The organism is Streptomyces sp. NBC_01260 (assembly GCF_036226405.1).
GTDB lineage: Bacteria > Actinomycetota > Actinomycetes > Streptomycetales > Streptomycetaceae > Streptomyces > Streptomyces laculatispora.
Window position 1 is genome coordinate 3,843,414 of record NZ_CP108464.1, and the last position, 23,277, is coordinate 3,866,690.

16 protein-coding genes and 4 tRNA genes are annotated in these 23,277 nt (G+C 70.2%); 9 read left to right on the plus strand and 11 right to left on the minus strand.

The window, feature by feature from the left end; translation table 11 throughout:
• Window positions 1-8: 8 nt before the first annotated feature.
• The 4 genes from OG322_RS17000 to OG322_RS17015 form a co-directional block, all read right to left on the minus strand.
• The gene (locus tag OG322_RS17000) at window positions 9-3,062 is read right to left on the minus strand and encodes an FG-GAP-like repeat-containing protein (RefSeq protein ID WP_329306609.1); all 3,054 of its coding nucleotides are present in this window, start codon (window positions 3,060-3,062) and stop codon (window positions 9-11) included.
• 231 nt (window positions 3,063-3,293) lie between these two features.
• Window positions 3,294-5,600, minus strand: a complete 2,307-nt coding sequence (locus tag OG322_RS17005) for a DEAD/DEAH box helicase (protein WP_329306610.1) — start codon at window positions 5,598-5,600, stop codon at window positions 3,294-3,296.
• A gap of 210 nt (window positions 5,601-5,810) precedes the next feature.
• The gene (locus tag OG322_RS17010; protein WP_323179806.1) at window positions 5,811-6,293 is read right to left on the minus strand and encodes a hypothetical protein; all 483 of its coding nucleotides are present in this window, start codon (window positions 6,291-6,293) and stop codon (window positions 5,811-5,813) included.
• Window positions 6,294-6,572: 279 nt separating this feature from the next.
• Complete coding sequence (locus tag OG322_RS17015; RefSeq protein ID WP_185095426.1) at window positions 6,573-6,923, minus strand: metallopeptidase family protein; 351 nt, start codon at window positions 6,921-6,923, stop codon at window positions 6,573-6,575.
• Between the two features lie 85 nt (window positions 6,924-7,008).
• On the opposite strand from OG322_RS17015, the gene OG322_RS17020 reads away from it, so the two are divergent.
• From OG322_RS17020 to OG322_RS17035, 4 genes are all read left to right on the plus strand, one after another.
• The gene (locus OG322_RS17020) at window positions 7,009-8,544 is read left to right on the plus strand and encodes a metallophosphoesterase family protein (RefSeq protein WP_123460587.1); all 1,536 of its coding nucleotides are present in this window, start codon (window positions 7,009-7,011) and stop codon (window positions 8,542-8,544) included.
• A gap of 173 nt (window positions 8,545-8,717) precedes the next feature.
• Window positions 8,718-8,790: transfer RNA gene (locus OG322_RS17025), tRNA-Glu, on the plus strand.
• Window positions 8,791-8,826: 36 nt separating this feature from the next.
• Window positions 8,827-8,901, plus strand: a tRNA-Asp gene (locus tag OG322_RS17030).
• A 22-nt stretch (window positions 8,902-8,923) separates the two neighbouring features.
• Window positions 8,924-9,000: transfer RNA gene (locus tag OG322_RS17035), tRNA-Phe, on the plus strand.
• Between the two features lie 38 nt (window positions 9,001-9,038).
• On the opposite strand, the gene OG322_RS17040 is transcribed toward OG322_RS17035, so the two are convergent.
• The 3 genes from OG322_RS17040 to OG322_RS17050 form a co-directional block, all read right to left on the minus strand.
• The gene (locus OG322_RS17040) at window positions 9,039-9,932 is read right to left on the minus strand and encodes a cytochrome c biogenesis CcdA family protein (protein WP_123460586.1); all 894 of its coding nucleotides are present in this window, start codon (window positions 9,930-9,932) and stop codon (window positions 9,039-9,041) included.
• Window positions 9,929-10,738, minus strand: coding sequence for a DsbA family protein (locus tag OG322_RS17045; protein ID WP_123462217.1), 810 nt, complete (start codon window positions 10,736-10,738; stop codon window positions 9,929-9,931). The genes OG322_RS17040 and OG322_RS17045 overlap by 4 nt, the downstream gene beginning before the upstream one ends.
• Before the next feature lie 79 nt (window positions 10,739-10,817).
• A complete protein-coding gene (locus OG322_RS17050) occupies window positions 10,818-11,222 on the minus strand; it encodes a hypothetical protein (RefSeq protein WP_329306611.1) in 405 nt (134 codons plus the stop codon).
• A 178-nt stretch (window positions 11,223-11,400) separates the two neighbouring features.
• On the opposite strand from OG322_RS17050, the gene hrpA reads away from it, so the two are divergent.
• The 3 genes from hrpA to OG322_RS41565 all read left to right on the plus strand — a co-directional run bounded on the left by hrpA (window position 11,401) and on the right by OG322_RS41565 (window position 16,163).
• Entirely contained in the window at window positions 11,401-15,357 is a 3,957-nt protein-coding gene (gene hrpA / locus OG322_RS17055; RefSeq protein WP_329306612.1) for an ATP-dependent RNA helicase HrpA, read from the plus strand.
• 114 nt (window positions 15,358-15,471) lie between these two features.
• Window positions 15,472-15,546, plus strand: a tRNA-Asp gene (locus OG322_RS17060).
• A 140-nt stretch (window positions 15,547-15,686) separates the two neighbouring features.
• Entirely contained in the window at window positions 15,687-16,163 is a 477-nt protein-coding gene (locus OG322_RS41565) for a DUF6274 family protein (protein WP_443066549.1), read from the plus strand.
• Window positions 16,164-16,677: 514 nt separating this feature from the next.
• On the opposite strand, the gene bldC is transcribed toward OG322_RS41565, so the two are convergent.
• Both bldC and OG322_RS17075 read right to left on the minus strand, forming a co-directional pair.
• Window positions 16,678-16,884: a developmental transcriptional regulator BldC gene (bldC, locus tag OG322_RS17070; protein ID WP_003949541.1), complete on the minus strand. Its 207-nt coding sequence runs from the start codon at window positions 16,882-16,884 to the stop codon at window positions 16,678-16,680.
• A 512-nt stretch (window positions 16,885-17,396) separates the two neighbouring features.
• On the minus strand, window positions 17,397-18,242 hold the full coding sequence (locus OG322_RS17075; protein ID WP_123460582.1) for a hypothetical protein: 846 nt from the start codon (window positions 18,240-18,242) through the stop codon (window positions 17,397-17,399).
• Between the two features lie 182 nt (window positions 18,243-18,424).
• Here OG322_RS17075 and OG322_RS17080 point away from each other — a divergent pair, with 182 nt between their 5' ends.
• Window positions 18,425-19,516: a Leu/Phe/Val dehydrogenase gene (locus OG322_RS17080; RefSeq protein WP_123462215.1), complete on the plus strand. Its 1,092-nt coding sequence runs from the start codon at window positions 18,425-18,427 to the stop codon at window positions 19,514-19,516.
• 314 nt (window positions 19,517-19,830) lie between these two features.
• Complete coding sequence (locus OG322_RS17085) at window positions 19,831-20,088, plus strand: DUF3073 domain-containing protein (protein WP_123460581.1); 258 nt, start codon at window positions 19,831-19,833, stop codon at window positions 20,086-20,088.
• A gap of 143 nt (window positions 20,089-20,231) precedes the next feature.
• On the opposite strand, the gene purM is transcribed toward OG322_RS17085, so the two are convergent.
• Both purM and purF read right to left on the minus strand, forming a co-directional pair.
• Entirely contained in the window at window positions 20,232-21,305 is a 1,074-nt protein-coding gene (purM, locus tag OG322_RS17090) for a phosphoribosylformylglycinamidine cyclo-ligase (protein ID WP_329306613.1), read from the minus strand.
• 60 nt (window positions 21,306-21,365) lie between these two features.
• A complete protein-coding gene (gene purF, locus OG322_RS17095; RefSeq protein ID WP_123460579.1) occupies window positions 21,366-22,892 on the minus strand; it encodes an amidophosphoribosyltransferase in 1,527 nt (508 codons plus the stop codon).
• Window positions 22,893-23,277 lie beyond the last annotated feature (385 nt).

Genomic DNA, 23,277 nt, shown 5'->3' on the forward strand with positions numbered 1-23,277 from the left:
TACGCGCATCAGGACAGCCACGCGTACATCTGCCAGCCGCCGCCGACCTTCACCCGCGCGGCCAGGCCGCCCTTGCCGTCGCCCCGGTAGCTCCACAGTGCCCCGGACGTGTCCCGCGCCAGCAGATCCGCTTTGCCGTCGCCGTTCAGGTCACCGGCCCCGACCATCGAGTCGTACATGGTCCAGCCCCAGCCCACCTTGACCCGGGTCCCGAGCGTCCCCTTGCCGGTGGCGGGGTAGCGCCACACCACACCGGAACCGTCCCGGGCCAGCAGGTCGCCCTTGCCGTCGCCGTTCAGGTCGCCCATCCCGGCCAGCAGGTACTTCTGCCAGCCGGTGCCGATCCTCACGCGCGGCTCGAAGAAACCGTTGCCCTTGCTCTTGTACAGGTACAGGGACCCGGTCGAGGTCTCGCGGGCGAGCAGGTCCGCGTGGCCGTCCCCGGTCAGATCGCCGGGCGAGGTGAGCGCGTTGAAGATGTTCCAGCCCGTACCGATCTTCGTGTACGGGGTGGTGGGCTTCAGCGCGGCACCGCACGCGGGCTTGTACGTGCGCAGTTCGCCGGTCTTCATCCGCACCAGCACGTCGTTGCAGCGGTCACCGCTGACGTCCTCGAACGGCACGGTCGCCGTCACGGTGTTCGCGCCCGTCCAGCCGGAGCCGGAGAACTTCGTCTCGACCCGGCCCGTTCCCGTGCCCGTACCGGCACGCCAGTCGGCCACCCCGGCCGGGGTGAACGCCAGCAGGTCACCGAAACCGTCGTTGCCGACGAAGTCCCGCGCCACGGCGGCGCCGCCGGACAGTTTCACCGTGCCCGAGGTGGTGAGGGCCGTGCCCTGGCCGTCGGCGGGCTTCGCGGTGAGGGTCCAGGTGTACGCGCCGTTGGCGACCAGCCGCCCCGCCGCGTCCTTCCCGTTCCACCCCGCCTTCACCAGCCCACGCGCCTCACCGCCCGTGAGCGTGCGGACGGCCGCACCCGTCGCCTTGTTCTTCAGCGTCAACTGCCAGGACGCGGCGGGCTTCGACAGCCACCAGCGGGGCGACCAGGACGCGCTCGCGGCATGGACCGACGCGGCGGCGTCCGTGTCCCGGACGGAGAGCGCGGAGGTCTTCACGCCGGAGGGAACGACGTGGACGTTCCCTCCCTTGTCCGCGTACACGAGCGGGCCGCCGAACCGGTCGAGGGTCCAGCCCTCGCCCGGCTCTGCGTTGGCCGGGCTGCCGACGGTGCGCGTTCCGGCCGTACCCCGCACATCGGTCACCCGGAGGACGCCGTCCTTCTCCCAGCCGACGTATCCGTCGCCGAGCATGGCGGACCGGTGGGCCGGGAGCCGGATCGACTTCTTCGTGACGGTGCCGTACACCCCCGACGTCGTCACCCCGCACTCCCAGTAGAGGTCGGTGCCGTTCGCCCGCAGGTCCGTGATGTTGCAGTCACCGACGTCAACGGTGCGGACGGCCTTGCCCGTCCGCACGTCGAGTGCCTGCACGACCCCGGCAGTGGCGCCCTCGACCCAGAGCGTGCTTCCGTCGATCGCGAAGGCCGGCATGTACTGCTGCTGGGCCGGGCCGGTGTAGGCCGCCTTCCCGGTGTCCAGGTCGATGACCTGGAGGCGCGGCCGGTAGTCCTCGGATGCCGGGCCGGGGATCCTTGCCACGGTGTAGCGCCCGGACGCCTGCATGGTGTCGTGCGGCTGCTGGTACGTGGACTGGTCGTTGACCTTCCGGGCCGGCAGGGCCGCCGTCTCGTCGAGAACGCTCAGCCCGTCGCCGTTGATCCCCTGGTACGCCAGCCGGCCGTCACCGGTCGACTGAACCTCCTCGCACCAGTCCCGGTCGCATCCGGCGTAGTCGTTGAACAACCCCCGGTCCTCGCGCGCCGCAGCCGTCGGGCTGCCGCTCACCGAGATGTCGGTGCGGCGCAGCCGCGCCTTGCCGAACGGGATTCTGTCGATGGTGTGCATACGGCCCTGGGCCATGCTCATGCCCTCGACCACGGTCGGAACGGCCAGCACTTCGGCGACCCGGCCCGTCGACAGCGCCCCGTCCTTCCCCGACCGCAACGCGTACACGGAATACGCCGCGCCCTGCTTCTCGGGTGCCCTGCCCAGAAGCATGGTCCCGTCGGGCTCGAACGCCGCGATCGACGCCGCACGGTCCAGGACCACCCGCTCGGGGCCGCCGGTCACCGGGACCGCCAGGACGGTGTGGTCGGCAACCGAGGGGTCCGGGGAACCACCCGTGGCGGAAGGACGGGTGAACAGCACGTCGTTGCCCACCACTCCGAGCATCTGTGCCGGACTCACATCGGGGAGGGTGAGCTCATGGGCGGGCTTCGAGAGGTCCGACAGGTTCCACACCCGGTAGGTGTCCCTGTTGCCGAACCGCTCGACGACCTGCGGGCCGCTCCCGTTCACCTGGTTGTCGAAGAGCGCCGTGGGACGGAGTCCGGATGCGTCCAGCCGGTACACGACTGGCCGGCTGTTCACCATGGCCCTGACGAACACGCCGTCCCGGTCGCCGTGCCCCTGGACGTCCAGCGCCGTGGCCCCTGCCGGCAGGCCGGTCACCGCGCTGTCCACCACCTGGCCGTTCTCCCAGGTCAGGAGGTGAATGATGGCGACCCTGTCGGCCTTCTGTTCGATCGTGACGACGGTGGCGCCGTAGCTCGCCCGGTACCACTGGCCGGCGGGGACCATGAGGGTCCACTCCTGGCCCGTGCCCATGTCCCGCTGGACAGGATTCGACGTACCGGTGAACGTCACCACATCGGTACCGGACACCTGGGCCACCCGCAGGCCGGCCGGAACCGCTACCGCCCGGGTGGAACCATCGGCGTACGAGGTCCAGTTGTAGCCCTCACCGGCCTGCCCCCACAGATAGCCGGATGCCCCGGCACCGACCAGGCGGCCGGCGTTGGGGTTCTGGTTCTGCCCTGCGGGGATGACGAGTTCGGCCGGCGGCGGGGCTGTGGCGCCTGCCGCGAGGGGCACGAACCCCGCCCCGATACCAAGGGCCCCGATCATCGCGACAGCGCTGCGTACAACTGTGTTGCGTCTCAAACCCAGTCCCTCCCGGGAACTTCAAGAAGAGCATGAGGAGGACGCGGCAGCGTGCCGCGGTCTGTGCGAAGTGTGAAAGCCCCCCGGCCCCAACCCCTCATGCAAGTGGGCCGACTTTAACAGCAGTCCCACAGGTGGCGACAGGGAGATTCGAACCGGTTCAAACAGAACAGGGCCCGCACACCACCGAAGTGATGTACGGGCCCTGATCAGCAGTCAGGCGATCGGAGATCAGCCGTTGCGCTTCCAGCGCGGCTTGTCGTCGCGACGGCCGAAGGAGCCGGTGCTCGTGCCGGTACCCGTGGAACGGTGGTCGTCACGGCGACCGGTCGGGCGGTCGCTGCCGCCGCCGGAGCGGAAGCCGCCCGCCGGACGGTCGTCACGACGGTCACGGTTGACCGGACGGTCGCCGCCGCCGGAGCGGAAGCCACCGGACGGGCGGTCGTCACGACGGTCGCGGTTGAACGACGGACGGTCGTTGTCACGGTTGAACGACGGACGGTCGTTGTCACGACGCTCGAAGGAACGGCCGCCACGGTCACCGCCGCGGTCGTCACGACGGTCGTTGCCGCCGGAGCGGAAGCCACCGGACGGACGGTCGTCACGACGGTCGCGGTTGAACGACGGACGGTCGTTGTCACGGTTGAACGACGGACGGTCGTTGTCACGACGCTCGAAGGAACGGCCGCCACGGTCACCGCCGCGGTCGTTGCTGCCGCGGAACGACGGACGGTCGCTGCTGCCGCGGTAGCCGTTGCCACCGGTGGGACGGCCACTGCGCTCGCCGACCCGGTCGTTGCCGCCGCGGTATCCACCGCGGTCGCCGCCGCGGTTGTCCCGGCGCTCGAAGTTGCCGCGGTCGTCGCGGCGCTCCTCGCGCGCGGCCTGCTGCTCCGGCACGGAAGCGGCGGCCACGAGTGCGGCCTCCGCCTCGGCGGCGACCTCGGCCACCGCTGCCTCGGGGTCGTCGCCCCGCTCGCGTGCGGCACGGGCGACCAGGCGGTCGGCCTCCTCGCGCAGCTCCACGGCACGGCGCTGGATGCGCTCAAGCTGCTTGGTCAGGTCGGCGGCCTCGCGCTCGGCCTGCTTGGCGGCGTTGTTCGCGGAGTCGGCCTGGACCTCGGTGAGCGAACGCGCACCGGTGATCTCGGCGACCTCCGGCTCGAAGACGCCCGCGCCCTGCACCATGTGACGCGAGGCGTCGACGCCCGCGTCCTCCATCAGGCGGAAGATCTGACGGCGCTGGTGCGGCAGCGCCAGCGAGACGACGACACCGGACTTGCCGGCACGGGCGGTACGGCCCGAGCGGTGCAGGTAGTCCTTGTGGTCACCGGCCGGGTCCACGTTCAGGACCAGGTCGATGCCGTCGACGTGGATACCGCGCGCCGCGACGTCGGTCGCGACCAGCGCGTTGACGTAGCCCTTCTTGAAGTCCTCAAGAACGCGGGTACGGGCACCCTGGGTCATGCCGCCGTGCAGCGCGTCCGCCTTGACGCCCGCCTCGACGAGCTGCTCGGCGATGCGGTCGGCGCCCAGCTGGGTGCGGACGAAGATGATCGTGCGGCCCTTGCGGGCGGCGATGGCGGAGGTGACCGGCGCCTTGTCCTTCGGCTTCACGACGAGGACGTGGTGCGACATGGTCGAGACGTTGCCCTGGGCGGAGTCGACCTCGTGGGTGACCGGGTTGCTCAGGTAGCGCTTGACCAGGGTGCCGATCTCGTTCTCCATGGTGGCGGAGAAGAGCATCCGCTGGCCGCCACCGGGGATCTGGTCGAGCAGCTCGGTGACCTCGGGCAGGAAGCCCAGGTCGGACATCTGGTCGGCCTCGTCGAGGACGGCGACCTGGACGTTCTCCAGGGAGCAGGCGCCCCGGTTGATGATGTCGCGCAGCCGGCCCGGGGTGGCGACGAGGACGTCGACACCGCGCTCCAGCGCGTAGATCTGGTTGCCCATCGACGTACCGCCGCAGACGACCTTCATCTTCAGGCCGAGCACGTCACCGTACGGCTGCAGCGCGTCCGCGACCTGCATCGCGAGCTCGCGGGTCGGGGTGAGGATGATCGCGCGGGGCTTCTTCTTCTCGGTGTGGCCGCCGGCCAGCGAGGCCAGCGTCGGCAGACCGAAGGAGAGGGTCTTGCCGGAGCCGGTACGGCCACGGCCCAGGATGTCCTTTCCGGCCAGGGCGTCCGGGATGGTCGCTGCCTGGATCGGGAAAGGCGCGGTCACACCGTTCTGCGCGAGCTTGCGGACGATGCCCTCGGGCAGGCCCAGGTCGCCGAAGGTGACGGTCGGCTCGGCGTCCGCCTCGTCGGCGGCGGAGTCGGTGTCGGCCTGCTCGGCCTGCGGAGCGTCGGTGACGTCCTTCTCGGCCTTCTCGGCCTTCTCGGCCTGAGGAGCGTCGGTGTCGGCCTGGGGAGCCGCGATGTAGTCCTTGATGGAGACGGCGGACTCGGCTACAACGGCCTCTGCGGCCTCGACGAGCTCGTCGTTCTCGATGTTCTCGGGCAGCACGGTGTGGTCAGAACTGGAAATTGACATGCGAAATGCGAAACCTTCCGGAGTCTCGGCACGCGCCCGTAACTCCGTGTTTTCGCAATTTCGACCGCCTCAATGCGGTCCAGCCACGGCAAGGGAGAGTACGCGCCACACGGCGCTCTTCTGTGTCGGCGCCGGGCAATGGATCAAACGATCTACTACCATACGCACTAACCCCGGCATCGCGCAAGCCGACCCCCGCCGGCCACCCCCTCAAGCCGGTCCCACCTGCGGTGATGCCTCCGGGGTCCGCATGTCGTCCACGTTGCCCTGCGCGCCCATCGCGTCGTTGCGGAGCTGCGCGGCGGGCGACGCCGAAGGAACCGCCGGCGGCTCCGACGGCTCCGGCTCGGGCTCCGGCGGAACCGACGGCTCAGGGGCCTGCGGCTCGGACGGGGCCGGGGGGTCCGGCCGCTCCGGGACCCCTGGCTCCGACGGCTGGAGCGGCGGCGCCGACAGCCGGCCGCCCCGGACCCGGCCGGGCTCGGCGGACCCCGTGCCGGGACTGTCCGAGGGGCCGGCGGGGGCACTCGGGGCGCCGGACTCGGCGGCCTCCCGCTCGGAGTGCGCCTCGGCGCCGCCGGTACGGGCCCGGCCGGTACCGGCCGCCGTGGAGCCGTCGGGGCCGGCCACCGACCCCTTCGGTGCGGCGGACCGCGAGGGCGCCGGTTTCCCGCCGCCGTCGCCGACGCTCATACAGCCTGTGGACGCGGCGATCGTCACAACGGTGACGGCCGCCCAACGGACGGGGACGGACAACTGGCGCACGGGGGCACCTCCGGGGGGCGCGAAGAAGGACGAGGCGGTACGGAAACGAGCCGGGCAGCGCTGTGCCCAACTCCCGCCGCCCCGCCGGGGACACGCCCCGGGACCGGCCCGCACACCTCATTCACACCTCGGGCTTCCGTTTGGATCAGGCCGGAACCCGCGGGCCCGGCATGATCCGGACGAGTGGCCGTCGCCGCCCGCGGCGCCTCACCCGTAACCCAGCGCGTGCAGCCTCTCGTCGTCGATGCCGAAGTGGTGGGCGATCTCATGGACCACCGTGATCTCCGTCTCGGCGACAGCGTGCTCGCGCGACTCGCACATCCGCAGCGTCGGCCCGCGGTAGATGGTGATCCGGTCCGGCAGCACGCCCGCGTACCACTCACCGCGCTCGGTCAGCGGCGTGCCCTCGTAGAGCCCGAGCAGATCCGGATCGTCGGCCTCCGGTTCGTCCTCGACGAAGACCGCGACGTTGTCCATCAGCCGGGTCAGCTCCGGCGGGATCCGGTCCAGCGCCTCGCCGACCAGTTCCTCGAACTCTTCCCGCGTCATCTCCAGCACCCCGTCATTGTCACGCACCGCCGCAGGACACGCCCCGAGGTGCCCGGAGCGCATACCTCCCTGCGGACCGGGGCACAGTCGCCCCATGGCCCGCGACCCGTTCCGCGCCGCAGCAGCCCGTGTCCGGCACCGCCCCCGGCCGCGCACCGGCCGCCGCGCCGGCGGCGCGCTCGTCGCCCCGCCGCGCCCCTTCGCCCGCGCGCTGGGTCTGGTCACCGTCGTGCTGTTCGGCGCCTGGCTCGGGCTGCTGGCCGTCGGCAGTGTGCGTACGACCGTCGGCCCGATGGACACGACGATGACCCTGCGCCCCTCGCTCAGCGGCGGCACCAAGATCAACGTGTCCCCGCTCGGCGCCCTGGAACTGGACTCGCACCACGCCCCGGTCCGGCTCGACGTCGATGTCGACCGCCTCGACCCGGTCCGCTCCGAGGCCCTGGTCCAGCACCCCGAACGGCTCTCCGGACTGGAGGACGAGGTCACCGGGGATGTCGCCGCCGGCACCCGCGAGCTCGCCGTGCGCTCCTGCGTCGCGGTCGTCTCCGGGGCCACCGCGCTGGGCCTCGCGGTCTACCGCAGGCCCCGCCGCGCACTCGCGGCCGGCGGGCTCGCGCTCTCGCTGCTGGCCGCCTCGGGGGTCAGCGCGTACGCCACCTGGAACCCGAAGTCGGTCCTGGAGCCCCGGTTCTCCGGCCTGCTCTCCAGCGCCCCCTCCGTCGTCGGCGACGCCCGCTCGATCGTCACCGACTTCGACGTCTACCAGCGGGAGCTGGCCCGGCTGGTCACCAACGTCACCAGGCTGTACGACGCCACCTCGACGCTCCCCGTCTACAGCCCGGACCCCGCCACGCTCCGTGTCCTGCAGGTCTCCGACATCCATCTGAACCCCGCGGCCTGGCACATCATCGGCTCGCTCGTCGAGCAGTACGACATCGACGTGATCATCGATTCGGGCGACACGATGGACCACGGCGCCGCCGTCGAGAACACCTTCCTCGACCCGGTCGGCGATCTGGGCGCCCCCTACGTCTGGGTCCGCGGGAACCACGACTCCGCGATCACCCAGAAGTACCTGGAGCACACCAAGCGGTTCAAGAACGTGCACGTGCTGGACGAGGGCCGGGCGGTGAACGTCGGCGGGCTGCGGGTGGCGGGCATCGGGGACCCGGAGTTCACCCCGGACCGCACCGGGCCCGAACAGGCCGAGGACGTCGAACGGACGGCGGGCCTGCGGCTGGCGGCCGCCCTGCGCGAGCAGCGGCGCGCCGGCACCCCGGTCGACATCGCCGTCACCCATGAGCCGGCCGCGGCCCGGGAGACGGACGGCACGGTCCCGCTCGTGCTGGCCGGTCATGTGCACCACCGGCAGAACGAGGTGATGAAGCTCGGCACCCGGCTGAAGGTCGAGGGCTCCACGGGCGGCGGCGGGCTGCGCGCCGTACAGAACAAGAAGCCGGAACAGGTGCTCGCCTCGGTGCTCTATCTGGACCGCTCCACCCGGCGTCTGCAGGCCTGGGACGAGATCACGCTGGGCGGTCTCGGCCTGACGACGGCCGAGGTCAGCCGCCATCTGCCGGAGGAGAAGCCGGCCGACGCGACGCCCTCCCCTATTCGGTTTGGCTGACACCGAAACGCCGTAGTACAGTCTCCGACGTGCCCAAGGGCGCCGGTCAGGGCTTGGCCGTTCTGGAACCTCAAAGGTTGCGGAAGAAGCGGAACCTCTTGAGGGGAAGTCAGTCACATGCTTCTTACGTTCCCTCGGGCGACAGATGAAGAAGCGACTGTATGAGCAGTTCTGCCCTCATCGTCTAGTGGCCCAGGACGCCGCCCTTTCAAGGCGGTAGCACGGGTTCGAATCCCGTTGGGGGCACGCACAACCTGTGCGACACTTAGTCGCACAAAGCTTGGTCCTGTGGAGCAGTTTGGAGTGCTCGCCACCCTGTCAAGGTGGAGGCCGCGGGTTCAAATCCCGTCAGGACCGCTGCAGCCCGTATGAGCTGCGTGGCTGGGTAGCTCAGTTGGTACGAGCGATCGCCTGAAAAGCGATAGGTCGCCGGTTCGATCCCGGCCCCAGCCACCACCCGAAGGCCCCGTCCGGTGGACGGGGCCTTCGTCGTGTCAGACACCCTCCCGGTCGGCGGTGTTCAGCTCGTCCGCAGTGTCTGTGGTGTCCGTGGCCTCTGCGGCCTGCGCACGGCGGCGGCGCCCGGCCCGTACCGCGAGCATCAGCAGCACCACGGCCACCACCGCGACCAGCATCACTACATCCGGCACATGCTCGCCGACACCCTGGGCCCACTGCTCGACGGCGAACGACTGGTCCACGTCCAGCAGCCCGGGCAGCGCGGTCGTCCCGTCGTACACCAGGAACATGGCGCCGAGCCCGATGAAGAAGAGCCCCGACAGCAGTGACGTGGTGTGCAGTTCGAAGCGGCCGAGCCGCAGGACACGCCCGCGCAGCCACGCCCGGCGGCCCAGGTCGAACCGTTCCCAGAGCAGCGCGAGCAGGAAGAGCGGTACCGCCATGCCCAGTGCGTAGACGGCGAGCAGCAGTCCGCCGTACGCCGGGCTGCCGCTGATGGCCGCCACGGTGAGGACGCTCCCGAGGATCGGTCCCGCACAGAAGCCGGCCAGTCCGTAGACCGCTCCGAGCGCGTAGACCGATACGGCGGTCGTGGGACGGATCCGGCCGCTGAGGGCGGCGATCCGCCGCGAGGCGAAGCCGAGTCCGACGATCTGGGCGGCGCCGAGCCCGATGATCAGCCAGCCCGCGCCGAGGACGAGGGCGTCGCGGTGGCTGTAGAAGAGCCGTCCGGCGTACGAACCCGCCGCGCCCAGCGGGACGAGGGTGGTGGCCAGGCCCGCGTAGAAGATTCCGGTCCGGGCGAGCAGCCGCGAGGTGGAGTTGATGGAGTACGCGAAGAAGGCGGGGAGCAGCAGGGCACTGCACGGGCTGAGCAGCGCCAGCAGCCCGCCGAGAAGCGCGGCGAAGTAGCCGATCCCGGCCGTCACTTCGCGGCGCCCTTGGCGTCCTCGCCCGCGTTGCCGGGCTTCTTCGCCCGCTCCGCCGCCTGCTCGATGGCCTGGTCGAAGGTCTGCGTCGACTGCGCCCCGGCGATCGGGCGGCCGTTGATCAGGAACGACGGGGTGGAGGTCGCGCCGATTCCGTACCCCTGCTCCTGGTCCTTGCTCACCGCGGCCGCGGCCGCGGCACCGTCCGCGTCGGCCTGGAAGCGGTCGAGGTCGGCCACCCCCGCCTGCTGGGCGAGCGCCTTCAGCCGGTCCTTGCCGAACCCCTTCTCCTTGACGCCTTCGGCATACGCGGCGCTGTGGAACTGCCAGAAGCGGCCCTGCTGTCCGGCGGCCCAGGAGGCGCGCGCCGCGGCCTCGGACTCGGCGCCGAAGATCGGGAAGTTGCGCCACTCGATGCGCAGGGTGCCGTTGTCGACGTACTTCTTCACCAGGGCGGGTTCGGTGTCCCTGGCGAACTTCGCGCAGTAGCCGCACTTGAAGTCGGCGTACTCGATGAGGACGACGGGCGCGTCCGCCCGGCCCTGTGCCAGCTTGTCGCCGGCGTCGCGCCGGGCCAGCTTCGCCAGCTCGGGGTAGACGCCGGCATCGGGCTCCGCGGTGACATCGGCGACCGCGGAGGAGCCGGAGTCCGAGGAGTCGGGGGCGGTGGCCAGGTAGGAGACGTAGCCGAACAGGGCGGCGGCCACGACGACCCCGGCGCCGTAGACGAGCGGCTTCCTCGACTTGCCGGCCTTGTTCGACCTGCCCGGCTTATTGGACTGCGGGGACGGCTTGGACGTGGACATGGGCATGGACTTGGACATGCGGAACTCCGTGCTGGCGATGCGGGAGAGGTGAGGGGACGGCCGTGGAGGTGCGGGCCGTCTACACCCTCAGTACGGAGAGTTCCACCGGGCCGGGCGCGGCCGCGTCGGGACCGCGCAGCGCCGTCGGAGCGGGCGGCCTGACCGGCCCCGGTCCGGTGGCGACGGGCAGGCCCCATTCGGCGAGGCCCGGCGCCTGGTCCTGGGCCCCTCGGGCCCGGCCGGGAACGGCGGGCTCGCCGCCCTCGCGCTTCCCGTCCCTGCCGCAGCCCGGAACCCGGTCCCCGCTGTCCGTGGCGACTGCCACGGCCGGCACCGGGCCCGGGACCGGTACCGGGGACGCCACGACGGCCGCCGCCCGGACCGGCGCCGTGACTGCCGTCCGGGCCGCCGTCGACTGTCCGCAGAACAGCCCCAGGACGACCGCGAGCGCCGCCACCAGGCAGCACCACTGCGAACGGGGCACGGCGACCGGCCTTCCTGGGGCTGTTCTGCGGACGGAGTTCATGGGGTTCACGGGAGTCCAACTGTCCGGAATGGTACGTGCTGTGATCGCGCCCACCCCCACCCTGCCGACTCCGTGACCGAGCCCGCGCGAAATAGGTTCGCCGTTCCTCGGGCCCGGGTGAGATCCTGGAACCCGTATGTCTACTTCCTTCGCCGATCTCCAGTCCCAGCTCGGGCAGCTCTCGCTGCGCGACGCCCACCGGCTCGGCCGCCGCCTCGAAGGGGCGCGCCGCATCCGTCAGCCCGAGGCCCAGCAAGGCGTGCTGGACGAGATCGCCGTCCAGGCCACGAAGGCAGCCGGGCGGCTCGCCCTGCGGGCCGGGCGGCTGCCTGCCCTCTCGTACCCGGAACAGCTTCCGGTCAGCCAGAAGAAGGACGAGATCCTGGAGGCGATACGCGAGCACCAGGTCGTGATCGTCGCCGGTGAGACCGGCTCCGGCAAGACCACCCAGATCCCCAAGATCTGCATGGAGCTGGGGCGTGGCGTCCGCGGCATGATCGGGCACACCCAGCCGCGCCGGATCGCGGCCCGCACGGTGGCCGAGCGGATCGCCGAGGAGCTGAAGACGCCGCTGGGCGAGGCGGTGGGCTGGAAGGTCCGCTTCACCGACCAGGTGAATCAGGACGCGACCTTCGTCAAGCTCATGACGGACGGCATCCTGCTCGCCGAGATCCAGACGGACCGCGAGCTGCTCGCGTACGACACGATCATCATCGACGAGGCCCACGAGCGGTCGCTGAACATCGACTTCCTGCTCGGCTATCTGGCCCGGCTGCTGCCCAAGCGCCCGGATCTGAAGGTCGTCATCACCTCGGCGACGATCGACCCGCAGCGTTTCGCACGCCACTTCGGCGAGGCCCCGGTCGTCGAGGTCAGCGGCCGTACGTACCCGGTGGAGGTGCGGTACCGCCCCCTGATGGAGGGGGCCGCCGAAGACACGGACGACTCCGACCGCGACCAGATCACCGCGATCTGCGACGCCGTCGACGAGCTCCAGTCGGAGGGCCCCGGCGACGTCCTGGTCTTCCTCTCCGGGGAGCGGGAGATCCGCGACACCGCGGACGCGCTGGGCAAACGCAACCTCAGACATACCGAGGTGCTCCCCCTCTACGCGCGCCTGTCGCACGCCGAGCAGCACCGGGTGTTCCAGCGCCACACGGGACGCAGGATCGTGCTGGCGACCAATGTCGCCGAGACCTCGCTGACCGTCCCCGGCATCAAGTACGTGATCGACCCGGGCAACGCCCGTATCTCCCGCTACAGCCACCGCACCAAGGTCCAGCGGCTGCCGATCGAGCGGATCTCGCAGGCCAGCGCCAACCAGCGCAAGGGCCGCTGCGGCCGTACGTCGGACGGCATCTGCATCCGGCTGTACTCCGAGGACGACTTCCTGACCCGTCCGGAGTTCACGGACCCGGAGATCCTGCGGACGAACCTGGCCTCCGTCATCCTCCAGATGACCGCGGCCGGCCTCGGCGACATCGAGAAGTTCCCCTTCATCGATCCGCCGGACCACCGCAACATCCGCGACGGTGTGCAGCTCCTCCAGGAGCTGGGCGCGCTGGAGCAGGAGGAGAAGTCCCCCCAGGAGGGAAAGAAGGGTCAGCGCCTCACTTCGCTCGGCCGCCAGCTCTCCCAGCTGCCGGTGGACCCGCGCCTGGCCCGGATGGTCATCGAGGCCGACCGCAACGGCTGTGTCCGCGAGGTCATGGTCATCGCCGCCGCACTCTCCATCCAGGACCCGCGCGAGCGGCCGTCCGAGAAGCAGACGCAGGCCGATCAGCAGCACGCCCGGTTCAAGGACGAGACGTCCGACTTCATGGCGTTCCTCAATCTGTGGCGCTACATCCGCGAGCAGCAGAAGGAGCGCGGCTCCTCCAGCTTCCGCCGGATGTGCAAGCAGGAGTACCTGAACTTCCTGCGCATCCGCGAATGGCAGGACATCTACGCGCAGCTGCGCACGGTGGCCAAGCAGATGGGACTCGAGCTGGAGGAGTCCTCGACGGGTACGGACGCCTCCGAGCAGTCGGTGCACACCTCGCTGCTGGCCGGTCTGCTGTCGCACATCGGGCTGAAGGACACCGAGAAGAACGAGTACGTCGGTGCCCGCAACGCCAAGTTCGCGATCTTCCCCGGATCGGCCCTCTTCAAGAAGCAGCCGCGGTTCGTGATGTCGGCCGAGCTGGTGGAGACGTCCCGGCTGTGGGCGCGGGTCAACGCCCGGGTCGAGCCGGAGTGGATCGAGCCGCTGGCCCAGCACCTGCTGAAGCGCACGTACAGCGAGCCGCACTGGGAGAAAGACCAGGCGGCGGTGATGGCGTTCGAGCGGGTCACGCTGTACGGCGTACCGATCGTCGCCCAGCGCAAGATCAATTTCGGCCGTATCGACCAGGAGACCTCGCGGGACCTCTTCATCCGCAACGCCCTGGTCGAGGGCGACTGGCGCACGCACCACCAGTTCTTCCACGACAACCGCAAGCTCCTGAGCGAGGTCGAGGAGCTGGAGCACCGTGCCCGGCGCCGCGACATCCTCGTGGACGACGAGACGCTCTTCGACTTCTACGACCAGCGGATCCCGGAGCACGTCGTCTCGGGTGCGCACTTCGACTCCTGGTGGAAGCACAAGCGCCGCGACGAGCCGGACGCGCTGGACTTCGAGCGCTCGATGCTCATCAACGAGAAGGCCGGGAGCGTCACCAAGGACGACTACCCGGACTCCTGGCGGCAGGGGAAGCTCAAGTTCCGGGTGACGTACCAGTTCGAGCCCGGCGCGGACGCCGACGGTGTGACCGTCCACATCCCGCTCCAGGTGCTCAACCAGGTCACCTCGGAGGGCTTCGACTGGCAGATCCCGGGCCTGCGCGAGGAAGTGGTCACCGAGCTGATCCGCTCCCTGCCCAAGCCGATCCGCCGGCACTACGTGCCCGCCCCGGACTACGCGGACAAGTTCCTGGACCGGGCCGTCCCCCTCCAGGAGCCGCTGCCGGTCACCCTCGCCCGCGAGCTCCAGCGGATGGTCGGCGTCCCGGTCACCGCCGACGACTTCGATCTGAGCCGCGTCCCGGACCACCTGAAGATCACCTTCCGGATCGTCGACGAGCGGCGCCGCAAGGTCGCCGAGGACAAGGACCTGGAGGCGCTGAAGATCCAGCTGCGCCCCAAGGCCCGGCAGGCCCTCTCCAAGGCCGCCGCGGCGACCGCGGGCCCCACGGGCGAGTCCATCGAGCGTTCGGGCCTCACGGACTGGACGATCGGCGCCCTGGACCGGATCTTCGAGACCCGGAGGGCCGGCCAGCCGGTGAAGGCGTATCCGGCCCTGGTCGACCAGGGCGAGACGGTCGCCGTACGGCTCTTCGACACCGAGGCCGAGCAGCAGCAGGCGATGTGGCGCGGCACCCGGAAGCTGATCCTGCTGAACATCCCGGTGAACCCGGCGAAGTTCGCCTCGGACAAGCTGACGAACCAGCAGAAGCTGGCCCTGTCCCGCAACCCGCACGGCTCCATCCAGGCGCTGTTCGACGACTGCGCGACCGCCGCCGCCGACCGGCTGATCGCCGCGCACGGCGGCCCCGCCTGGGACGAGGCGTCGTTCCGCAAGCTGTACGACAAGGTGCGCGCCGATCTGGTGGACCTCACCGTCCGCACGATCGGCCAGGTGCAGCAGATCCTGGCGGCCTGGCAGGCGTGCGAGCGCCGGCTGAAGGCCACCAACAGCCTGGTCCTGATCAACAACGTCACCGATGTACGGGAGCACCTCGCCCGTCTCGTCCCGCCCGGGTTCGTCACCGCGACCGGGCTGCGCAGGCTGCCCGACCTGATGCGCTACCTGGTGGCGGAGGACCGCCGGCTCCAGCAGATGCCGACCAACGTCCAGCGCGACACCTCGCGCATGGAGAAGGTCCACGAGATGCAGGACGAGTACGCCTGGCTGCTCGAACAGCTGCCGCAGGGCAGGCCCGTCCCGCAGGAGGTCCTGGACATCCGCTGGATGATCGAGGAGCTGCGCGTCAGCTATTTCGCGCACGCGCTGGGCACCGCGTTCCCCGTCTCCGACAAGCGGATCGTGAAGGCGATCGACGCCGCCGCCCCGTAACCGTCCGCCGGTGGCCGGGTAATCGCCCCGCCACCGGAAGTGAGGTCGACCGCACCCTCTGACCTCCTGTACAGTCTGTCTTCGCAGCCAGCCGCAAGGCAGCCGCGAAAACCTGGTCCTGTGGAGCAGTTTGGAGTGCTCGCCACCCTGTCAAGGTGGAGGCCGCGGGTTCAAATCCCGTCAGGACCGCAGTAACGAAAGCCCGGATCCACTGGATCCGGGCTTTCGCGCGTATTGACTCCGGTGTCCGGCGACGAGTACTCAGAAAACAGGGGCTGTCCCTGTTTTCACGGCGCGGGGCAGCGCGCATCCACCGGGAGGTGGCGGGGATGGCGGCATCCACGGACGAGGGGTTCCGGGCGGACGAGGGGTTCCGGGCGGACGAGGATTTGCGCACGGCCGAGAGGCTCCGGACGGACGGGGGGCTTCGGACGGACGGGGGCGGCGCCCGCGAACCGGCCCCGCCCCGGCCCCCGGACCGGCCAAGGACTCCCCGGCACGAGATCCGCGCCCTGCTGCGCGCTCATCTGGCGGCCGCCACCGGCTACCGCCACCTCACCCGGCACTGCGCGGTCTGCGCCCGGCTGCTGCGGCTCGCCATGGAGCCCGTGACGGCCTCTCCGGCGACGGAACCGACCGAGGAGCCAACCGGCCCGCCCCGGCCGCCCACAGGGCCCTGGAAGGCCGCCGCGTGGGCCGCCGGGGCGTCGCGCGGCGATGCACCGTCACCGGGAGGCTCCGGACCCGCCCATGACGGCCGGTCCGCCCCCCGGCGGACGGAGGACGAAAGTCCTCCCGCCACGTGACCAATGGCGCGCTGTCGCACCCCTATGCAGTGGCAGGCTCGTACTTGGCAAGAGTCCTGCCGTGTGACGGGAGTCACCAAATCAGTTTTGAGAAGGGGTGACTTTACTCCCTTCCTACAACTGGCGAATTTAATATGTGCAATTGCACCACTCGGACGGGACCCGCCCAGGAGGCCCCGAACCGTCCCGGCCCGGCCTTCCCGGGACGAGGGCGCACAGTCCCGCACAGACCCGAGCAAGCCCGCACGAGACCCATCGGGAGCCAACCGGGCGTCCGGTTTCCAGTGGCCTGAACAGGCGGGGAGCCGCGGGCCGGGGTGCGGGTGCCGGCAAGCCGTGTGCGCACAAAAAAGATCGCGCTGGACCCGGCGGAGTCCAGCGCGATCTGACGACGTGACCTGCACGACACAGGTATGGCGCCCGTTGGGGCGGGCGCCCGTCATATGGAGCTATGGGTGGGCTGTGCGGGTTGGGGGACCCAAAAGCCCGGTTGTGCTGCGGCGACAGGGGTTTGTCAGGCCTCGCTGCGCTGCTGCGGAATACCCGCAAGCAGTGCGCGGACCTCTGCCTCGCGGTACCGGCGATGTCCACCGAGCGTGCGGATGGACGTGAGCTTGCCTGCCTTGGCCCAACGGGTAACCGTCTTCGGGTCCACGCGGAACATCGTGGCAACCTCAGCCGGGGTCAGCAGCGGCTCGGCATCAGGGGTGCGAGCGGTCATGAGCGGCCTCCTCGGGAGAACCGAACCATCTCGGTTCTTTCCTCTAAATTCTGCACCTTGACCCGCGTTGCCCGAAATGGCGGACGCGGGCCGAGTCGGTTATAGGACGAACGGCTTGTCCTCGGCACTACAACTACACCATCCGTCCAGCCACGTCGGCCAAACCGATGGAATTGCCCTCCCAGGTGTTCATCAGCGACGGAAGCCGATGGACCATGCCATAGCGGACAGTCACACCACTGTGACGATCAGTCACAGAGCGATCAGGAGCCATCAGACCCCCCATAGAACGCAATGCAGAGCACTCCGCCCATAATTGGACGAATAGAGCCCTCCCCGGACTCCTTGTCCTATTTTGGCACGAGGAGTAGGTAAGGGCGCAAGGGCCCCGTAAGTGCTATCCATCACGCTTGAGGCAAAGGCCCGGTTCGGGACGTAGGTCCTGAGACATCAGGCGTACGCTTCCGCCTCTTCACCCTCACGTGTCACACAGGACGCAGGTTCATCGATTGTCAGTTCGCGAACTGGCGATCCCTTACGGACCTCCAGCGCTCCGAAAGGCGTGCGTACGCCTCGCTCGCCGCCTCGGTGTCACCAGCACGCAGCGCCGAGATGCCCTCGGCCACATCGGCGGCGCTCCGGTCCTCGGCAAGGTGCCGCGCCGGGAGGGCGTGCACCAGCCCGCCGTAGTCCAGCTCGACCAGGGCGCGCGGATGGAACTCCTCCAGCCAGCGGCCGACATCCACCAGGCCGCCGGTGAGCGGCCCCTCGTCCACCGTCTCGCGCAGCGTCTTCAGCGCCCGCGCCAGCCGGCGGCGCGCCTGGACCATCGGCGTCCGGTACCGCAGCACGGCCGGCTCGCCGTCCTCGCCCGCCGCCCGGTGCTCGCGCTCCTCGTCCGAGACGAGGACGAACCAGCGCACCGGGACCTGCCACACCGCCGTCCTGATCCAGGGCCGGGCGTCCGGATTGCGCTGCGACCACCGCTCGTGGTCGGCGAGGGCCTGCCCCCGCACCACCGGCGGCAGCACGGCGTCGAGCACCGGCCCGGGGAACATGTCCGCGAGACCGTCCAGCGCCAGCCAGCCGCGCAGCCGGGTCCGCCACGGGCAGACGCACACCACACCGTCCACCTCGGCGACGAACGCGTCGGCGCTCTCGTGCGCCGGGACACCGGCCGGCGGGGTCGCCGCCAGGTCGGCCAGCGAGCGGCGCAGTTCGTCCTGCGCCGTGGGGATCCGGGCCCGGCCCGCATAGCGCGCCCAGTGCGCGCGTTCGGCCTCCGGGAAGGCCGCCAGTGGCTCGTAGACCCTGAGGTAGGACGCGTATGGGACGGGCACCGAAGACACCACCGACATGCAGCGATCGTGTCACGCCCGTACTCCGCTCGTGGGTGATCCGCCCCGCCGGATCAGATCTCCGTCCGTGCGGGACGGGCGGCCTTAAGCTCATGCCCACGGACCGTCCGTGCCGGTCGGTCCGGGGCCCTCCCCACCTTCAGGAGGGTCTTCCCGCCGCTTCGTAATTGGGAGTCACCACAGTGACCGATGTGACCGACGGCGTCCTGCACACCCTGTTCCACTCGGATCAGGGGGGCCACGAACAAGTCGTGCTCTGTCAGGACCGTGCCAGCGGCCTCAAGGCCGTCATCGCCATCCACTCCACCGCCCTGGGCCCGGCCCTGGGCGGCACCCGTTTCTATCCGTACGCCTCCGAGGAGGCCGCCGTCGCGGACGCGCTGAACCTCGCGCGCGGAATGTCGTACAAGAACGCCCTGGCCGGGCTCGACCACGGTGGCGGCAAGGCCGTCATCATCGGCGATCCGGAGGCCTTCGAGGGCACCCGGAGGACCGAACTGCTCCTGGCCTACGGCCGGTCCGTGGCCTCGCTCGGTGGCCGCTACGTGACGGCCTGCGATGTCGGCACGTACGTCGCCGACATGGACGTCGTGGCCCGCGAGTGCCGCTGGACAACCGGCCGCTCCCCCGAGAACGGCGGCGCCGGCGACTCGTCGGTGCTCACCGCGTTCGGCGTCTTCCAGGGCATGCGGGCCTCGGCCCAGCACCTCTGGGGGGACCCGACGCTGCGTGGCCGAAAAGTGGGGGTCGCCGGAGTCGGCAAGGTCGGCCACCACCTGGTCGAACACCTGCTGGCGGACGGAGCCCTGGTCACGATCACCGATGTACGGGACGAGTCCGTGCGCCGGGTCACCGAGAAGCACCCCGGCGTCGCCGTGGCGGCGGACACCGGGGCACTGATCCGTACCGAGGGCCTGGACATCTACGCCCCGTGCGCGCTCGGCGGCGCGCTGAACGACGACACCGTTCCGGTGCTCACCGCCTCGGTGGTGTGCGGCGCGGCCAACAACCAGCTCGCACACCCGGGCGTCGAGAAGGATCTGGCGGACCGCTCGATCCTCTACGCACCCGACTACGTGGTGAACGCCGGCGGCGTCGTCCAGGTCGCCGACGAGCTGCACGGCTTCGACTTCGACCGGTGCCGGGCCAAGGCGGCAAAGATCTTCGACACGACGCTGGCCATATTCGCACGTGCGAAGAGTGATGGCATTCCGCCGGCTGCCGCGGCCGACCGGATCGCCGAGCAGCGGATGGCCGACGCCGTCCGTCGCTGACCGCGCCCGGGGCCCTACGGGGCGTCATCCCCTGTGCACGGAATGCTGTACCCGCCGGTCGGGGAGACATGCCTCACCCCGGTCGGCGGGTCGCATGCCCAGAAGAGGTTAAAATCGCAGTTGACCAGCGAGGACGGGGCTCCTCGCGGGTTCTCTTCCGGGGCGTGTGATGCGGGCGGCGTACCGTATGGCCGCGGAAGCAGGTACCGTTAAAGCTCTACAGGCACGGTCTCTCTACCGAGAGTCCGTCCTGAAACATGAACGCGTGTCAAGACTCTGGGGCCGTCGAGCCCCGTCACCGAGGGGGTCGAGCCATGGGGCGCGGCCGGGCAAAGGCCAAGCAGACCAAGGTCGCCCGTCAGCTGAAGTACAGCAGCGGCGGGACTGACCTGTCGCGTCTGGCCAATGAGCTGGGCGCATCACCTTCGAGTCAACCACCGAACGCCGAGCCGTTCGAGGACGACGACGAGGAAGATGACCCGTACGCACAGTACGCGGATCAGTACAACGACGACGATGACGAGGACGAGGACGACCAGTCCGGTCCGTCGTCACAGCGCCGCGGCGCTTGACCTCGCGCTGACACATCAACCCGGTCCGGGCCTGCTCCGGACCGGGTTCTGTGCTGTCCCGATCCGGAGGACGTGCCGTCCCCGTCCGCCGGGCGAATCATGTCGACCCGCCCGGCGTCCGGTGCCGTCTTCCGTGCCCGCACTCAGCGCGCGTACCCGCCCACGAGCTCCGCACCCGTCGGGTGCGCGCCGCGGTCCGTGATCTCGCCGGCGATCCAGGAGTCGACGCCGCGGTCGGCCAGTGTCGTCAGGGCCGCGTCGGCCGACTCCGCCGGGACGATCGCGATCATGCCGACGCCCATGTTGAGCGTCTTCTCCAGCTCCAGCTGCTCGACCTGACCGGCCTTGCCCACCAGGTCGAAGACCGCGCCGGGCGTCCAGGTGGAGCGGTCCACCGTCGCGTGCAGTCCGTCCGGGACGACCCGGGCCAGGTTGTTGGCCAGGCCGCCGCCGGTGACGTGGCTGAAGCCGTGCACCTCGGTCGTACGGGTCAGCGCCAGGCAGTCCAGCGAGTAGATCCTGGTGGGTTCCAGGAGCTCCTCGCCGAGCGTCCGGCCGAACTCCTCGATCTCGCGGTCCAGCGTCCAGCCGGCCCGGTCGAAGACGACGTGTCGGACGAGCGAGTACCCGTTGGAGTGAAGCCCGGACGACGCCATCGCGATGACCGCGTCACCCTTGCGGATGCGGTCGGGGCCCAGCAGCCGGTCGGCCTCCACCACGCCCGTACCGGCGCCGGCGACATCGAAGTCGTCCGGTCCGAGCAGGCCGGGGTGTTCGGCGGTCTCGCCGCCGACCAGGGCGCAGCCCGCCAGCACACAGCCTTCGGCGATGCCCTTCACGATGGCCGCGACACGCTCGGGGTGCACCTTGCCGACGCAGATGTAGTCGGTCATGAACAGCGGTTCGGCGCCGCAGACGACCAGGTCGTCCACGACCATGCCGACGAGGTCGTGGCCGATCGTGTCGTACACGCCCATCTGGCGGGCGAGGTCGACCTTGGTGCCGACGCCGTCGGTGGCGGAGGCGAGCAGCGGACGCTCGTAACGCTTGAGGGCCGAGGCGTCGAAGAGTCCGGCGAAGCCGCCGAGGCCGCCGAGGCCCGCGACCTCGGGGCGCTGGGTCTTCTTCACCCACTCCTTCATCAGCTCGACGGCACGGTCGCCGGCCTCGATGTCGACGCCCGCTGCCGCGTAGGAAGCACCTGTTGTCTCAGACATTGCCTGGGATCTTTCGTGTGGAGATACGGGGCTGGTGGAAAGGCTGCCGGACGGTCCGGGTCACGGACGGCGCAGCGCGTCGGCCGCGGCGGTCGCCGCAGGGCCTGCCGCCAGCTCGGTCTCCAGCAGCTGCTTGCCGAGCAGCTCCGGGTCCGGAAGCTCCATCGGGTACTCGCCGTCGAAGCAGGCGCGGCAGAGATTCGGCTTGTCGATCGTCGTCGCCTCGATCATCGCGTCGAGCGAGATGTACGAGAGCGAGTCGGCCCCCATCGACGTGGCGATCTCGTCGACGGACATGCCGTTGGCGATCAGCTCGGCGCGGGTCGCGAAGTCGATGCCGAAGAAGCAGGGCCACTTCACCGGCGGGGACGAGATCCGGATGTGGATCTCGGCGGCGCCCGCCTCGCGGAGCATCCGGACCAGCGCGCGCTGGGTGTTGCCGCGGACGATCGAGTCGTCGACGACCACCAGGCGCTTGCCCTTGATGACTTCCTTGAGCGGGTTCAGCTTGAGCCGGATACCCAGCTGCCGGATGGTCTGGGACGGCTGGATGAAGGTCCGGCCGACGTAGGCGTTCTTGACCAGTCCGGCGCCGAACGGGATTCCGCTGGCCTCCGCGTAACCGATGGCGGCGGGGGTGCCGGACTCCGGCGTCGCTATGACCAGATCGGCCTCGACCGGGGCCTCGGCGGCCAGCTTGCGGCCCATCTCCACGCGGGAGAGGTAGACGTTGCGCCCGGCGATATCGGTGTCGGGGCGGGCCAGGTAGACGTACTCGAAGACACAGCCCTTGGGCTTCGCTTCCGCGAACCGGGAGGTGCGCAGGCCGTTCTCGTCGATGGCGATCAGCTCGCCGGGCTCGATCTCGCGGACGAAACTGGCGCCGCAGATGTCGAGGGCGGCGGACTCGGAGGCCACCACCCAGCCGCGCTCCAGCCGGCCGAGCACCAGCGGGCGGATGCCCTGCGGGTCGCGGGCGGCGTAGAGGGTGTGCTCATCCATGAAGACGAGGGAGAAGGCGCCCTTCGTCTCGGGGAGCACCTTGGTGGCGGCTTCCTCGATGGTGAGCGGCTTGCCCTCGTCATCGGTCTGGCCGGCGAGCAGCGCGGTCACCAGATCGGTGTCGTTGGTCGCGGCGACCTGGGTGGCGCGACCGTCCTTGCGCGGGAGGTCGGCGACCATCTCGGCGAGCTGAGCCGTATTGACCAGGTTGCCGTTGTGACCCAGGGCGATCGAGCCGTGCGCGGTCGCACGGAACGTCGGCTGCGCGTTCTCCCACACCGAGGCACCGGTGGTGGAGTAGCGGGCATGACCGACCGCGATATGGCCCTGGAGCGATCCCAGAGAAGTTTCGTCGAAGACCTGCGAGACCAGTCCCATGTCCTTGAAGACCAGGATCTGGGACCCGTTGCTCACTGCGATGCCCGCGGACTCCTGTCCACGGTGCTGCAGGGCATACAGTCCGAAATAGGTGAGCTTGGCGACCTCTTCGCCCGGAGCCCAGACACCGAAGACGCCGCAAGCGTCCTGGGGGCCTTTCTCTCCGGGGAGCAGGTCGTGGTTGAGTCGTCCATCACCACGAGGCACACCACCGAGTGTAGGCGAGATCGACCACTGGTCCGAATGGGGACACCCGGCCGGAGCACAGGGCGAGCGCCCCCGCAGCCGCCTCCGGATGCCGCAGGGACGGTCACACGGAGTGATCATGGCGCGATGGCGGGCGGCCCGCCGCGAGGGCCGCAGGGCAGTCGTCGCCCGGATCACCGGCGGATTACCGACTGATTCCGGCCAGCGGGCCGGGCACCCGGCAGACCGGTTCGTGGCGCTCCGTGAGCCGGCGCCCAGGGGCGTGCGACGGGGTGGCCGAACGCTCGTTTCGTGGTGAGCCTCACACCGGGGCGACCGGTATGCGGCATCTCGGGACGCAGGGCTCGGGGAGATTCCGGCCGGGCTCTGGGGTTCCGGGGCTCCG

Coding starts and splice junctions, on each gene's coding strand:
- OG322_RS17005 (WP_329306610.1), bottom strand. CDS start 5,600: ATGTCAATTTCCAGTTCTGACCACACCGTGCTGCCCGAGAACATCGAG.
- OG322_RS17010 (WP_323179806.1), bottom strand. CDS start 6,293: ATGAGCGTCGGCGACGGCGGCGGGAAACCGGCGCCCTCGCGGTCCGCC.
- OG322_RS17020 (WP_123460587.1), top strand. CDS start 7,009: ATGGCCCGCGACCCGTTCCGCGCCGCAGCAGCCCGTGTCCGGCACCGC.
- OG322_RS17045 (WP_123462217.1), bottom strand. CDS start 10,738: ATGTCCACGTCCAAGCCGTCCCCGCAGTCCAATAAGCCGGGCAGGTCG.
- hrpA (WP_329306612.1), top strand. CDS start 11,401: ATGTCTACTTCCTTCGCCGATCTCCAGTCCCAGCTCGGGCAGCTCTCG.
- OG322_RS41565 (WP_443066549.1), top strand. CDS start 15,687: ATGGCGGCATCCACGGACGAGGGGTTCCGGGCGGACGAGGGGTTCCGG.
- bldC (WP_003949541.1), bottom strand. CDS start 16,884: ATGACCGCTCGCACCCCTGATGCCGAGCCGCTGCTGACCCCGGCTGAG.
- OG322_RS17075 (WP_123460582.1), bottom strand. CDS start 18,242: ATGTCGGTGGTGTCTTCGGTGCCCGTCCCATACGCGTCCTACCTCAGG.
- OG322_RS17085 (WP_123460581.1), top strand. CDS start 19,831: ATGGGGCGCGGCCGGGCAAAGGCCAAGCAGACCAAGGTCGCCCGTCAG.
- purM (WP_329306613.1), bottom strand. CDS start 21,305: ATGTCTGAGACAACAGGTGCTTCCTACGCGGCAGCGGGCGTCGACATC.